The organism is Streptomyces sp. NBC_01214 (assembly GCF_026340975.1).
Classification (GTDB): domain Bacteria; phylum Actinomycetota; class Actinomycetes; order Streptomycetales; family Streptomycetaceae; genus Streptomyces.
This window is the reverse complement of the sequence record NZ_JAPEOS010000001.1, coordinates 1,236,289-1,250,915: the sequence shown is the minus strand read 5'-3', so window position 1 is coordinate 1,250,915 and position 14,627 is coordinate 1,236,289. Positions and strand designations below refer to the sequence as shown.

General features: G+C 68.9%; 9 protein-coding genes and 2 rRNA genes. 6 read left to right on the top strand and 5 right to left on the bottom strand.

The window, feature by feature from the left end; all coding sequences use genetic code 11:
• Positions 1-57: 57 nt before the first annotated feature.
• The 3 genes from OG594_RS05955 to mtrA form a co-directional block, all read right to left on the bottom strand.
• Positions 58-1,941, bottom strand: a complete 1,884-nt coding sequence (locus OG594_RS05955; RefSeq protein WP_266595878.1) for an LpqB family beta-propeller domain-containing protein — start codon at positions 1,939-1,941, stop codon at positions 58-60.
• Positions 1,931-3,835: an MtrAB system histidine kinase MtrB gene (gene mtrB / locus OG594_RS05950; protein ID WP_266602656.1), complete on the bottom strand. Its 1,905-nt coding sequence runs from the start codon at positions 3,833-3,835 to the stop codon at positions 1,931-1,933. Before mtrB ends, OG594_RS05955 begins: the two co-directional genes overlap by 11 nt.
• 61 nt (positions 3,836-3,896) lie before the next feature.
• On the bottom strand, positions 3,897-4,586 hold the full coding sequence (gene mtrA, locus OG594_RS05945; RefSeq protein ID WP_189747360.1) for a two-component system response regulator MtrA: 690 nt from the start codon (positions 4,584-4,586) through the stop codon (positions 3,897-3,899).
• 313 nt (positions 4,587-4,899) lie between these two features.
• On the opposite strand from mtrA, the gene OG594_RS05940 reads away from it, so the two are divergent.
• Genes OG594_RS05940 through OG594_RS05915 form a run of 6 tightly spaced genes read left to right on the top strand, consistent with a single transcriptional unit; the run spans position 4,900 to position 11,062 of the window.
• Entirely contained in the window at positions 4,900-6,156 is a 1,257-nt protein-coding gene (locus tag OG594_RS05940) for a hypothetical protein (RefSeq protein ID WP_266595875.1), read from the top strand.
• A gap of 10 nt (positions 6,157-6,166) precedes the next feature.
• The gene (locus OG594_RS05935; protein WP_266602654.1) at positions 6,167-6,844 is read left to right on the top strand and encodes a DUF4129 domain-containing protein; all 678 of its coding nucleotides are present in this window, start codon (positions 6,167-6,169) and stop codon (positions 6,842-6,844) included.
• On the top strand, positions 6,841-8,124 hold the full coding sequence (locus OG594_RS05930; RefSeq protein ID WP_266595873.1) for a DUF4350 domain-containing protein: 1,284 nt from the start codon (positions 6,841-6,843) through the stop codon (positions 8,122-8,124). Before OG594_RS05935 ends, OG594_RS05930 begins: the two co-directional genes overlap by 4 nt.
• Positions 8,121-9,107, top strand: coding sequence for a MoxR family ATPase (locus OG594_RS05925; protein ID WP_266595871.1), 987 nt, complete (start codon positions 8,121-8,123; stop codon positions 9,105-9,107). The genes OG594_RS05930 and OG594_RS05925 overlap by 4 nt, the downstream gene beginning before the upstream one ends.
• Complete coding sequence (locus tag OG594_RS05920; RefSeq protein WP_266595869.1) at positions 9,107-10,417, top strand: DUF58 domain-containing protein; 1,311 nt, start codon at positions 9,107-9,109, stop codon at positions 10,415-10,417. Before OG594_RS05925 ends, OG594_RS05920 begins: the two co-directional genes overlap by 1 nt.
• 48 nt (positions 10,418-10,465) lie before the next feature.
• On the top strand, positions 10,466-11,062 hold the full coding sequence (locus OG594_RS05915) for a Uma2 family endonuclease (protein WP_266595867.1): 597 nt from the start codon (positions 10,466-10,468) through the stop codon (positions 11,060-11,062).
• Between the two features lie 95 nt (positions 11,063-11,157).
• Here OG594_RS05915 and rrf read toward each other — a convergent pair.
• Both rrf and OG594_RS05905 read right to left on the bottom strand, forming a co-directional pair.
• Positions 11,158-11,274 (bottom strand): 5S ribosomal RNA (rrf, locus tag OG594_RS05910).
• Positions 11,275-11,352: 78 nt separating this feature from the next.
• Positions 11,353-14,475: ribosomal RNA gene (locus OG594_RS05905) — 23S ribosomal RNA — on the bottom strand.
• Between the last annotated feature and the right edge of the window lie 152 nt (positions 14,476-14,627).

Below are 14,627 nucleotides of genomic sequence, written 5' to 3'. Positions count from 1 at the left end.
CACTGACGGGTCGGGCCACCGGACGCGACCCCTGTGGACGACCCGCACGAGGGCCGATCAGCCCGGGTACACCGGAGCCCGGCCGCCCGCACCCGCCGCCACCGTGCGCCACTGCGCCCCCGGCGGCAGCCACACGATCCCGTCCTCCGAGTACGCGACCACCGGCTTCGGCTTCGCCTCGTCCTCCGTGGCCGCGACCGCCACCTCCGACAGCCCGGTGGCCCCGGGCAGGCTCGCCGCGACCATCGAACCGTCGGCCAGCATGTAGCGGGCCTGCTGCACGCCGCCGTTCTCCCGGCCCACCACGAGCAGCCGCCCGCGCGGCGCCCAGCTCATCGCCGTCACATCGACCATCTGCGGGGCCGCCTGGCGCAGCTCGCGCACCGACACCGCCGAGGAGTCGCCCTTGCCGTCGGGCCGCTCGATCCGCCCGACGTAGAGGACCTTGCTGCCGCCGGGCTGCTCCACCAGCAGCGCGATCCGGGCCCCGTCGGCGGACGCCTTCAACGAAGCGATCTTCCGCCCGTCGAGCCCCGCCACCTGCACCTTCTCCGGCGTTCCGGCACCGCCCGGCACCCGCCACAGCCCCGGGGCCTGCGGATCCCGGTCCGCGACCCACAGATCACCCGAAGCGTCCCAGCTCGGCGCGGTCAACAACGCCGCCTTGCCGCCCTTGCCGACCGGCAACGGCTGCGGCATCGCCCCGCTCCCGACCAGCGGCACGACGTACAGCGCGTGCTCGTCCTCGGAGACCACGGCCGCGCGCCGCTCGTCGTGCGAGACGGCCGCCGATCTGACCTTGAACCCGGGAGGGGTGGCCAGCGGCCCCGGCACCGGCTCGGCCCGGGCCTGCTGGTCCTCGCTGCTCGTGTCCAGCTTCATCCGGACCAGCCGCTTCTCGTTGTCGACGAAGTACTGGAACTCGGGGATCTTGGGCCGGCCCGCGATCGCGGCCGCACTCACCTCGCTCACCGAACACAGCGAGGTCGACTTGCCGCCCGCCCGCACCAGTTCGACCTGGTCGAGCCGGGAACCCGTCAGGTCCTTGACCGTGTAGAGGAGTTGGGTGGCCATCTTCTTGCACTGCGGCTGCGCGACGTTCTCGGCCTTCTCGTTGAGCGGCACGCGCAGCGTGTTCTGCCCGTCGTACGAAAGGGACTTGGTGCCCGGGCTCAGTTCCGTACCGGTGGGGAAGCTGGACTCCACGACCGGGGCGAGCCACCGCGAGGGCCCCGCCAGCAACGACTGCACGGTCTGGGTGGTCGGGTCCATCCGCGAGTCCGGGTCGGTGCGCTGACGCACGTAGACGGGGTCGGCGACGAGGGTGCCGCCCGCGAAGTAGTACTTGTTGACCGGCATGTAGATGCGCTGGAAGTCCGACTCGCTGAGCACGAGCCCGCTCGGCGGGGTCGAGATCCGCCACTGCTTGTCCTCGTTCTGGACGAGCTGGAGGAACTCCTCGTACTCCCTGGCCCCGGTCTGCGGCTGGTACGCGCTGTGCTCGTCGACGGTCGCGAGCTTCTTGCCGGTCACCTTCCAGCGGGGCCCCTCGGGGTCCTTCTCGCCGCGGTTCGGAACCCGGTTGAGTCCGGAGGAGAGCACGGTAACGGCCGAGCCGGGCTTCCAGCTCTTCGCGGCCGCCTCGGTGAGGTACTTGCGGGCCGTCTCCAGCTGCGGGTCGTCGCTGGTCATCGCCTCCAGGAAGCCGTCGACGATCTCCGCCGGGCTGGCCTTGTCCGCGGGCGGTACGCCGAACACCCGGACCTGCGAGTCCACGCCCTGCGAGGCCTGCACCGGGCGGATGTCGCCCCGGTCCGGCATGGAGGCACACCCCGCGAGCAGCAGCCCGGCCGCGCCGAAGGCGTACGCCCGTACGGTGCGCAGCCGCCGGCGCCGCACCCGCGCACGCCCCGCCCGCGCGTCCAAGGGCTCAGCGTCCATCGGCTCGGTCCTCCTGTTGTGCCTGCTCGGCCGGGCGGGCCACGACCCGGGCCCCATTCCCCGGCAGGGCCGTCGGGTCGGCGGGCACCGGCATCGCTCCGGCGACGGGCGAGCGCGGCGGTATCGGCGAGCGGTCGCCCGCGTCGGCGGGCGTACGCTCCGCCGCACCGCCCGCGGCCTTTGCCGCGGCCCTGGCCCGGTTGGCGCGGTTGGCCCGGGAGTCCTCGGGCTCCAGCGGGATGGGCGAGCCCCGCAGCGGCTCGTCGGCCGTGCGCGGCAGGGTCAGCCGGAACTGCGAGCCGCCGCCCGGCTCGCCCCAGGCCTGCAGCCAGCCCCCGTGCAGCCGGGCGTCCTCGACGGCGATGGACAGGCCGAGGCCGGTCCCGCCGGTCGTGCGCGCCCGCGCCGGGTCGGCCCGCCAGAAGCGGTTGAAGACGCGGGTGGCCTCGCCGGGCTTGAGCCCGACCCCGTAGTCCCGTACGGCGACGGCGACGGCCCCGCCCGCGGACGCCAGCCGGACCACCACGTCGCGGCCCTCGCCGTGCTCCACGGCGTTGACGACCAGATTGCGCAGCACCCGCTCCACCCGCCGGGCATCGGCCTCGGCGATGACCGGCTGGGTGTCGCCCAGGACCCGGATCCGGGTCCCCTTGTGCTCGGCGAGCGGCTCGGCACCGTCGATGACCCGGCGCACGACGTCGCGCAGGTCGATGGGCTCGGCCTCCAGGGCCGCGGCCCCCGCGTCGAAGCGGCTGATCTCCAGCAGGTCGGCGAGGAGCGACTCGAACCGGTCGAGCTGCCCGGCGAGCAGCTCGGCGGAGCGCGCGGTGATCGGGTCGAAGTCGACCCGGGCGTCGTGGATGACGTCGGCGGCCATCCGTACCGTCGTCAGCGGGGTGCGCAGCTCGTGCGAGACGTCCGAGACGAAGCGGCGCTGCATCCGGGACAGCTCCTCCAGCTGCTGGATCTTGTTCTGGAGGTTCTGCGCCATCTTGTTGAAGGCCTCGCCGAGGCGCGCGATGTCGTCCTCACCGGTGACCTTCATCCGCTCCTGGAGCCGCCCGGCCGAGAGCCGCTCGGCGATCCCGGCGGCCATCCGGACCGGGGTGACCACCTGGCGCACGACGAGCCAGGCGATGCCGCAGAGCAGGACGACGACGAACATGCCCGCGGTCACGATGGTGACCTTGATCAGGTTGAGGGACTCCTCCTCCTGGGTGAGCGGGAAGAGGTAGTACAGGTCGTACGGGTCGCCGTTGATGTCCGAGAGCCGCTTGCCGATGACCAGCGCCGGCTCGGGCTCCTTCGCCCCGTCCCCGCTGGTGTAACGGATCTCGGAGAAGGTCTTGAAGGCGCCGGTGGCGTGGTTGACGGCCCGGCGCAGCGGAAGCGGGACGCTGGCGGTCGGGTCCACGTTGCCGGAGGCCCGGGCACCCTTGACGCCCTGCGTTCCGGGCAGCGCCTCGTCACCCGTGCCCGCACCCAGCGCGACGACCTCGAAAGCGGTCTGCCCACCACTGGCCAACTGCTTGACCAGGGAGTTCATCCAGGTACTGGCGTCCCGGCCGACCTTGTTGTCGGTGGCGTCGGGCCCGTCGACCGTGGCCGGGGCGTTGGCCTTCTCCTGCGCCACCGCGAACCCGCCCGCGGCCTGGCTCTGCGCCGCCTCCTCCTTGGCCTCGAGGAGACCCCTGCTGACCTGCGCGATGACGACGAACCCCAGGGCGAGGACCACGGCGAGCGAGATCAACAGGGTGGCGGCGACCACCCGGAGCTGGATGTTGCGCCGCCACAACCGGACAGCCGGAAGCAGCGGTCGGCGCGCCAGGCGCAGGAACAACCGCAGGACACGGCTGCTCGATGCCCGGTCCCGGAACAGCCGGCCGAAGCGCAGCCTCCACGGGTGGAGGCCGCCCGGGACCCTACCGGACACGCCGGACGTACCGGACTGCACGTCAGCTGGGTCCGGCCTTGTAGCCGACACCACGCACCGTCACGACGATCTCGGGGCGCTCCGGGTCCTTCTCGACCTTGGAGCGCAGGCGCTGCACGTGCACGTTGACCAGGCGGGTGTCCGCCGCGTGCCGGTAGCCCCAGACCTGCTCCAGCAGCACCTCACGGGTGAAGACCTGCCAGGGCTTGCGCGCGAGGGCGACCAGCAGGTCGAACTCGAGCGGGGTCAGCGCGATCGAGGCACCGTCCCGCTTGACCGAGTGCCCGGCCACGTCGATGACCAGGTCACCGATGGCCAGCTGCTCGGGCGCGGGCTCCTCCGACCGGCGCAGACGGGCCCGGATACGGGCCACCAGCTCCTTCGGCTTGAACGGCTTGACGATGTAGTCGTCGGCCCCGGATTCCAGGCCCACGACGACGTCGACCGTGTCGCTCTTGGCGGTGAGCATGACGATCGGCACGCCGGACTCCGCCCGGATCAGGCGGCAGACCTCTATGCCGTCCCTCCCGGGCAGCATGAGGTCCAGCAGCACCAGGTCCGGCTTCGCCTCCCGGAAGGCAGCAAGTGCCTTGTCACCGTCTGCTACGAACGACGGCTCAAAACCTTCTCCACGCAGCACAATGCCGAGCATCTCGGCCAGCGCGGTGTCGTCGTCGACGACAAGGACGCGTCCCTTCATGGTTGACATCATCCCATTAGCTAATCGTGACCCGGCGGTGAGCTGTCCCACAGCCAAAAGGGCTGGAAATCGACCCTCGGACCTGTGTGGAGATCAGCTCCACCAGTCTGCCCCCGATCGGGTCGACTATTGAAGGTACGGGCTGCGAAGAACCCCTCGGTACCGCCAGGAACCGTCCGACCGGTCGGAATCCTCCGTACCGACCCTCCTCGCCCCGCCACCGCACGCGATCCGCTGCCCACCCCCTACTCCGTTCGGGCCCCCCACGTGGCACGATGGCAGCGACCAGCGCCCCGCCGCGGCGGGCGCACATGAAGGAGCGACGATGAACGACTCTCCGGGCTGGGCTACGCCCGGATCCTCTCCGTCTGACAGCGAGCGGCCGAGCACCGACGGCAGCGCGCAGCAGCCCGCACCGCCGGCCCAGCCCGCCCAGCCCGCCGGCGACCCGAAGTGGTCCGCCGAGCAGCCGCCGCCCGGTCAGTGGTCGAACCCGGGCACGACGCCCGCGGCCCCACAGCCCCAGCCGCAGCCCACCGCGGGCTGGGGTCAGCAGCCGGGCACCCCTCAGGCGGGCCAGTACGGCCCCCAGTACGGCTACCCGGGCGCCCCCGGCCAGTGGGGCCAGCCCCCCGCCGCCAAGCCCGGTGTGATCCCCCTGCGGCCCCTGGGCCTCGGCGAGATCCTCGACGGCGCGGTCGCCACCATGCGCACCCACTGGCGCGCGGTACTGCCGATCACCCTCGTCGTGGCCACCGTCGTCCAGGTGATCAGCGTGATCGCGCAGAAGTTCATGCTGGACGACCTCGCCATCTCCGCCTCCCCGGACGCCGGCCCCGATGAATTCATCGACGCGATCGGCAGCACCATCGGCGCGACCGCGGTGGTCCAGTTCATCCAGGTCCTCGGAACCATCGTGGTCACCGCGATGCTCACGATGGTCTTCAGCCGCGCCGTGCTCGGCCAGCAGTCCTCGGTCTCCGACGCGTGGCGCGAGTCCCGCCCCCAGCTGCTGCGCCTGATGGGGCTCACGCTGCTGATGGCCCTCGGCGCCGTCCTGCTCGGCGCCGTCCTGATCCTGCCGGGCATCCTCGCCGACGCCATCGGCCTCGCGGTCCTCGGCTTCCTCATCTGGCTGCCGCTCCTGGCCTGGCTCGCCGTCAAGTTCACGCTGGCCTCGCCCGCCCTGATGCTGGAGAAGAGCACCGTATTCAAGGCCTTCGGGCGCTCCTCGAAGCTCGTCAAGGGCACCTGGTGGCGCATCTTCGGCATCACGCTGCTCACCACCGTCATCGCCGGCTTCATCTCGGCGATGATCGTCATGCCGTTCCAGTTCCTCAGCATCTTCGCCTTCAGCGGCGGCCTCGACGCCTTCGCTGAAGGCGACCCCGCCGACATGAACAACTGGGGCGCACTGATCGCCCCCGCGATCGGCCTGATCATCGCGCAGACCATCGTCATGCCGTTCCAGTCCGGCGTCACCGTGCTCCTCTACGTCGACCAGCGCATCCGCCGCGAGGGACTCGACCTGGAGCTCGCCCGGGCCGCCGGTCTCGAGAACTACGGCACGACCGGAGGCTGACGCACAGATGATGAGTACGGGGGGCCTCATCACCCGCGCCGCGGCGCACCTGCCGAGCGCCGAAACACCACCGGTGACGACACCGCGCGAACCCGCCAGGGAAGCGGCCGAGCGCGAACTGTCCAAGCCGATGTACCACGAGAACGACCCGAGCCTGCTCGACCGCGCCCTGCGCAAGTTCTTCGACTGGCTCGACGACATGCTCGGCGCCGCCTCCGGGGCGACCCCCGGAGGCGGCTTCGGCCTCGTCGTCATCCTCGTCCTCGTGGTCCTCGCCGTCGGCGCCCTCTGGTGGCGCCTCGGCACCCCCGGCCGGACCACCACCGGCGCGGGCGTCCTCTTCGCCGACGGCCCCCGCAGCGCCGCCGACCACCGCACCGCCGCCGACGCCCACGCCGCGGCCGGCCGCTGGACCGAAGCCGTCCAGGAACGCATGCGCGCCGTCGTCCGCTCCCTGGAGGAACGCACCCTGCTCGATCCGCGCCCCGGACGCACCGCCGACGAGGCCGCCACCGAAGCCGCGGTCTCCCTCCCCGAACACGCCGCCGAACTCCGCGCCGCCGCCCGCACCTTCGACGACGTCACCTACGGCGGCCGCACCGCCGACGCCGACACGTACACGCGCCTGCGCGCCCTCGACCTCACCCTGGACCGCGCAAAGCCGCTGCTGACGGGACCCACCGCATGACCGGCCCGACCGACCCGGCCACGCCGACCGCCACTTCGGCCCCGTCGGCGCCCGAGGCACAGGAGCCCGGGGCCGGCACCCCCGACCACGCACCCGCACCCGCACCCGCCGACGGTGCCCCGCGCACCCGCCGCCTTCGCCAGATCCGCCGCGCCCTGACCGCCGTGGCCGTCCTCGCCGCCGGCGCCGTCGCCGTGGCCGCCCTCAACTCCGGCACCCGCCACGGCTACCTCGACCCCCGCAGCGCCGACCCCTTCGGCAGCCGCGCCGTCGCCGAGCTCCTGAAGGAACGCGGCGTCAGCACCCGCGTCGTCACCACCGCCCGCGAGGCCGCCGCCGCCAGCGGCCCCCGCACCACCCTCCTGGTCACCGACCCCGACCGGCTCGGCGCCACCCAGCGCGACGTCATCCGCTCGGCCATCGACCTCTCCGGCGGCCGCACCGTCCTCCTCGCCCCCAGCAGCCACAGCCTCAGCGACCTCTCCCCCGGCGTGCGCACCGCCGGCGACGCCGCCACCAACCGCCCCGACCCCGGCTGCACCCTGCCCGCCGCCACCTCGGCCGGCCGCGCCGACACCGGCGGCGGCCTCACGTACACCACCGCCCTCCCCCGGGCCACCGCCTGCTACCCCAGCGGCGGCCACCCCACCCTCCTCGTCCTCCCCACCGGCCCCACCGGCGGCGACACCGTCCTCCTCGGCTCCGAGACGATCCTCCTCAACGAGTCCCTCGCCGACGAAGGCAACGCCTCCCTGGCCCTCCAACTCCTCGGCTCCCGCCCGGACCTCGTCTGGTACCTGCCGTCCCTCGCGGACTCCGACCCCGACACCGCGCCCTCCGCCGAGGACAAGGGCCTCCTCGACCTCATCCCGGCCGGCTGGTCCTGGGCCCTGCTCCAGCTCTTCGTCGCCGCCGTCCTCGCCGCCCTCTGGCGCGCCCGGCGCCTGGGCCCCCTCGTCACCGAGAAGCTCCCCGTCGCCATCCGCGCCTCCGAGGCCACCGAGGGACGCGCCCGCCTCTACCGCAAGGCCGACGCCCGCGACCGCGCCGCCACCGTGCTGCGCACCGCCACCCGCGAACGCCTCGCCGCGCTGCTCGGCGTACCGCACACCCAGGCCCACGACCCCGCGGCCCTGGCCCCGGCCGTCTCCGCCCGCCTGACCGGCGAGCCCCGGGACGTGACCGCCCTCCTCTTCGGCACCACCCCCTCCGACGACGCGGCACTCGTCGCGCTCGCCGACCACCTCGACGCCCTCGAAAGAGAGGTCCGTACGTCATGACGTACCCGGCCACCGAGTCCACGGCAGTGACCGCGGACAGCGCCCGCGCTTCCCTCGAAGCGCTCCGCACCGAGATCGGCAAGGCCGTGGTCGGTCAGGACTCCGCCGTCACCGGACTCGTCGTCGCGCTCCTGTGCCGCGGCCACGTCCTCCTCGAAGGCGTCCCCGGCGTCGCCAAGACCTTGCTCGTACGGGCCCTCGCCGCCTCCCTCGAACTCGACACCAAGCGCGTCCAGTTCACCCCCGACCTGATGCCGAGCGACGTCACCGGCTCGCTCGTCTACGACGCCCGCACCGCCGAGTTCTCCTTCCAGGACGGCCCGGTCTTCACCAACCTCCTCCTCGCGGACGAGATCAACCGCACCCCGCCCAAGACGCAGTCCTCGCTCCTCGAAGCGATGGAGGAGCGCCAGGTCACCGTCGACGGCACCCCGCGGAAGCTGCCCGACCCCTTCCTCGTCGCCGCCACCATGAACCCGGTCGAGTACGAGGGCACGTACCCCCTCCCGGAAGCCCAGCTCGACCGCTTCCTCCTCAAGCTCACCGTCCCCCTCCCCTCCCGCGAGGACGAGATCGGGGTCCTGACCCGCCACGCCGCCGGCTTCAACCCCCGCGACCTGCACGCCGCCGGCATCCGCCCGGTCGCCGGCCCGGCCCAGCTCGAAGCCGCCCGCCGGGCCGTCGCCCAGGTCTCCGTCTCCCCCGAGATCGCCGGCTACGTCGTCGACGTCTGCCGCGCCACCCGCGAGTCGCCGTCCCTCACCCTCGGCGTCTCCCCCCGCGGCGCGACCGCTCTGCTGGCCACCGCCCGCGCCTGGGCCTGGCTCACCGGCCGCGACTACGTCACCCCCGACGACGTCAAGGCCCTCGCCCTGCCGACCCTGCGCCACCGCGTCCAGCTGCGCCCGGAAGCGGAGATGGAGGGAGTCACGGCCGACGCCGTCATCACGGCGATCCTCTCCCACGTCCCCGTCCCGCGCTGATGGCCCTCACCGGACGCGCCGCCCTGCTGGCGGCCCTCGGCAGCATCCCGGTCGGCCTCCTCGAACCGAGCTGGACCGGCATGCTCGCGGTCAACGGCCCGATCGCCCTGGCCTGCGCGCTCGACTGCGCCCTGGCGGCGCCACTACGCGGCCTCGTGCTGGCCCGCTCCGGAGACACCTCGGTCCGCCTGGGCGAGCCGGCGGAGGTCCACCTCACCGTCACCAACCCCAGCAGCCGCAAGCTCCGGGCCCGCGTCCGCGACGCCTGGCCCCCGAGCAGCTGGCTCCCGGGCACGGAGGCCGCGGCGTCCCGCCACGAGGTGGTCGTCCCCGCGGGCGAACGCCGCCGGCTGACCACCCGGCTGCTGCCCACCCGCCGCGGCGACCGCCGGGCCGACCGCGTCACGATCCGCTCCTACGGGCCCCTGGGTCTGTGGGCCCGCCAGGGCTCCCAGACGTCCCCCTGGACCGTCCGGGTCCTGCCGCCCTTCACCAGCCGCAAGCACCTCCCGTCCCGGCTGGCCCGCCTGCGCGAACTGGACGGCCGTACGAGCGTCCTGACCCGCGGCGAGGGCACCGAGTTCGACAGCCTCCGCGACTACGTCCCCGGCGACGACACCCGCTCCATCGACTGGCGCGCCACGGCCCGCCAGAACAAGGTGGCCGTCCGCACCTGGCGCCCCGAACGCGACCGGCACATCCTCATCTGCCTGGACACCGGCCGCACCTCGGCTGGCCGCGTCGGCGACGCCCCCCGCCTGGACTCCGCGATGGACGCGGCCCTGCTCCTCGCGGCCCTGGCCACCCGCGCCGGCGACCGCGTGGACCTCCTGGCCCACGACCGCCGCCCCCGCGCCCAGGTCCAGGGCCGCTCGGCGGCCGATACCCTCCCGTCCTTCGTCAACGCGATGGCCACCCTGGAGCCGGAACTGGTCGAGACGGACGCCCGGACCCTGGTCTCCACCATCCTCCGCAACGCCCCGCGCCGGTCCCTGGTGGTCCTCCTGACGAGCCTGGACGCGGCCCCGATCGAAGAGGGCCTGCTCCCGGTGCTCCCCCGCCTCACGCAGCGCCACACGGTCCTGCTGGCATCGGTCGCCGACCCTCATGTCGCGGCCATGACAAGCTCACGAGGCTCGGTGGACGCCGTCTACGAGGCCGCCGCCGGCACCCAGACCCAGACCCAGCGCCGCCGCACGGCCGACCAGCTCACCCGCCACGGCGTCCACGTCGTCGACGCCACCCCGGACACCCTGGCCCCGTCCCTGGCGGACGCCTACCTGGCCCTGAAGGCCGCCGGCCGCCTCTAGAAGGCGCCCGATCTGGATACCCTGGCAGGGCACCCACCAGGAGGAGACATGGCCGACTTCACCCCCGAGCAGGTGCGCCGCATGCACGACTTCGCGGAGCAGCTCGCGGAGCTGGCCGAACACCAGGAAGACCGGTGGAAGGTTCAGACCACCGACGGTCAGATCTTCCTCACAATGATGAGCCCAACAGCTCCGCACGGGCTCAACGTGATGCGCCTGCGTCGCCAGATCGAGGCCCAGACACTCGACGCCGCGACTCTCAGCGACACGAACATGGGCGATCCGGTGACCGGCCTGACCAAGATCCCCGATCTCTTGGTCATGGCAGAGGAAGACACCGATGACACGGCGAAGGCCGTCAACTCCCGTGACGTGCAGATGGTGGTGGAAGTCGTCTCCCGTACGAATTCCCTCACCGACATCCGCGACAAGCTGCACGACTACCCGAAGATGGGAGTCCCGCTGTACGTCGTAGTGGACCCCCGCAAGGACAAGAAGACCGTCACCGTGCACAGCGACCCGTCAGAGGGACCCGACGGCATCCGCTACCGCAAGAAAGTTCCGTACTCCTTCGGGGACACAGTCACTGCCGGCCGCTGGACGCTCGACACGAGCAGCCTCAAGAGCTACCCGGCCGACTGGTGAAGCGCAGGGTCGCGCCAAGGTGCACGGCCCGTAAACGCAGAAAAGCCCCGCACCGAACCCGTAAAGGGTTGGTGCGGGGCTTTCCCACAATGATTGTTCGGCGGCGTCCTACTCTCCCACAGGGTCCCCCCTGCAGTACCATCGGCGCTGAAAGGCTTAGCTTCCGGGTTCGGAATGTAACCGGGCGTTTCCCTAACGCTATGACCACCGAAACACTATGAAATTTGAACATGCTGGTGTTGACACAGCTGTTCGTTATTTCAGAACTAACACAGTGGACGCGAGCAACTGAGGACAAGCCCTCGGCCTATTAGTACCAGTCAGCTTCACCCGTTACCGGGCTTCCACATCTGGCCTATCAACCCAGTCGTCTACTGGGAGCCTTACCCTCTCAAGGAGGTGGGAATACTCATCTTGAAGCAGGCTTCCCGCTTAGATGCTTTCAGCGGTTATCCCTCCCGAACGTAGCCAACCAGCCATGCCCTTGGCAGGACAACTGGCACACCAGAGGTTCGTCCGTCCCGGTCCTCTCGTACTAGGGACAGCCCTTCTCAATATTCCTACGCGCACAGCGGATAGGGACCGAACTGTCTCACGACGTTCTAAACCCAGCTCGCGTACCGCTTTAATGGGCGAACAGCCCAACCCTTGGGACCGACTCCAGCCCCAGGATGCGACGAGCCGACATCGAGGTGCCAAACCATCCCGTCGATATGGACTCTTGGGGAAGATCAGCCTGTTATCCCCGGGGTACCTTTTATCCGTTGAGCGACGGCGCTTCCACAAGCCACCGCCGGATCACTAGTCCCGACTTTCGTCCCTGCTCGACCCGTCGGTCTCACAGTCAAGCTCCCTTGTGCACTTACACTCAACACCTGATTGCCAACCAGGCTGAGGGAACCTTTGGGCGCCTCCGTTACCCTTTGGGAGGCAACCGCCCCAGTTAAACTACCCATCAGACACTGTCCCTGATCCGGATCACGGACCGAGGTTAGACATCCAGCACGACCAGAGTGGTATTTCAACGGCGACTCCACAACCACTGGCGTGGCTGCTTCAAAGTCTCCCACCTATCCTACACAAGCCGAACCGAACACCAATATCAAACTGTAGTAAAGGTCCCGGGGTCTTTCCGTCCTGCTGCGCGAAACGAGCATCTTTACTCGTAGTGCAATTTCACCGGGCCTATGGTTGAGACAGTCGAGAAGTCGTTACGCCATTCGTGCAGGTCGGAACTTACCCGACAAGGAATTTCGCTACCTTAGGATGGTTATAGTTACCACCGCCGTTTACTGGCGCTTAAGTTCTCAGCTTCGCAACCCCGAAAGGTCACTAACCGGTCCCCTTAACGTTCCAGCACCGGGCAGGCGTCAGTCCGTATACATCGCCTTACGGCTTCGCACGGACCTGTGTTTTTAGTAAACAGTCGCTTCTCGCTGGTCTCTGCGGCCACCCCCAGCTCAAGCAGCAAGTGCTATCACCAGTGATGGCCCCCCTTCTCCCGAAGTTACGGGGGCATTTTGCCGAGTTCCTTAACCATAGTTCACCCGAACGCCTCGGTATTCTCTACCTGACCACCTGAGTCGGTTTAGGGTACGGGCCGCCATGAAACTCGCTAGAGGCTTTTCTCGACAGCATAGGATCATCCACTTCACCACAATCGGCTCGGCATCAGGTCTCAGCCTTAATGAGGGACGGATTTGCCTACCCCTCGGCCTACACCCTTACCCCGGGACTACCACCGCCCGGGCTGGACTACCTTCCTGCGTCACCCCATCGCTTACCTACTACAAGTCTGGTTCGTCGGCTCCACCACTTTCCTTTCCCCGAAGGGTCCGGAACGGCTTCACGGACTTAGCATCGCCTGATTCGATATTGGGCGTTTCAAAGCGGGTACCGGAATATCAACCGGTTGTCCATCGACTACGCCTGTCGGCCTCGCCTTAGGTCCCGACTTACCCTGGGCAGATCAGCTTGACCCAGGAACCCTTAGTCAATCGGCGCACACGTTTCTCACGTGTGTATCGCTACTCATGCCTGCATTCTCACTCGTGAACCGTCCACAACTAGCTTCCGCTGCTGCTTCACCCGGCACACGACGCTCCCCTACCCATCACAGCGGGCGTTGGCCCTATTGCTGCAATGACACGACTTCGGCGGTACGCTTGAGCCCCGCTACATTGTCGGCGCGGAATCACTTGACCAGTGAGCTATTACGCACTCTTTCAAGGGTGGCTGCTTCTAAGCCAACCTCCTGGTTGTCTCTGCGACTCCACATCCTTTCCCACTTAGCGTACGCTTAGGGGCCTTAGTCGATGCTCTGGGCTGTTTCCCTCTCGACCATGGAGCTTATCCCCCACAGTCTCACTGCCGTGCTCTCACTTACCGGCATTCGGAGTTTGGCTAAGGTCAGTAACCCGGTAGGGCCCATCGCCTATCCAGTGCTCTACCTCCGGCAAGAAACACACGACGCTGCACCTAAATGCATTTCGGGGAGAACCAGCTATCACGGAGTTTGATTGGCCTTTCACCCCTAACCACAGGTCATCCCCCAGGTTTTCAACCCTGGTGGGTTCGGTCCTCCACGAAGTCTTACCTCCGCTTCAACCTGCCCATGGCTAGATCACTCCGCTTCGGGTCTAGAGCGTGCAACTCAATCGCCCTATTCGGACTCGCTTTCGCTACGGCTTCCCCACACGGGTTAACCTCGCTACACACCGCTAACTCGCAGGCTCATTCTTCAAAAGGCACGCAGTCACGACCCATTGGGTAAACCCAATGAGCGACGCTCCCACGGCTTGTAGGCACACGGTTTCAGGTACTATTTCACTCCGCTCCCGCGGTACTTTTCACCATTCCCTCACGGTACTATCCGCTATCGGTCACCAGGGAATATTTAGGCTTAGCGGGTGGTCCCGCCAGATTCACACGGGATTTCTCGGGCCCCGTGCTACTTGGGAGATGAGCAAGCAAGCCGCTGATGTTTCGTCTACGGGGGTCTTACCCTCTACGCCGGACCTTTCGCATGTCCTTCGACTACATCAACGGTTTCTGACTCGCCGACCGGCCGGCAGACCGATCAAGCTCATTCCCACAACCCCGCATGCGCAACCCCTGCCGGGTATCACACGCATACGGTTTGGCCTCATCCGGTTTCGCTCGCCACTACTCCCGGAATCACGGTTGTTTTCTCTTCCTGAGGGTACTGAGATGTTTCACTTCCCCTCGTTCCCTCCACACTGCCTATGTGTTCAGCAGTGGGTGACAGCCCATGACGACTGCCGGGTTTCCCCATTCGGACACCCCCGGATCAAAGCTCAGTTGGCAGCTCCCCGGGGCCTATCGCGGCCTCTCACGTCCTTCATCGGTTCCTGGTGCCAAGGCATCCACCGTGCGCCCTTAAAAACTTGGCCACAGATGCTCGCGTCCACTGTGTAGTTCTCAAACAACGACCAGCCACCCATCACCCCACCAGACAAGCTGGCGAGTTCACTGGGGCCGGCACTGAAGATCTCAACCTTACGGCCGTACCTTCAGGACCCAACAACGTGCCAAGCACGATCCC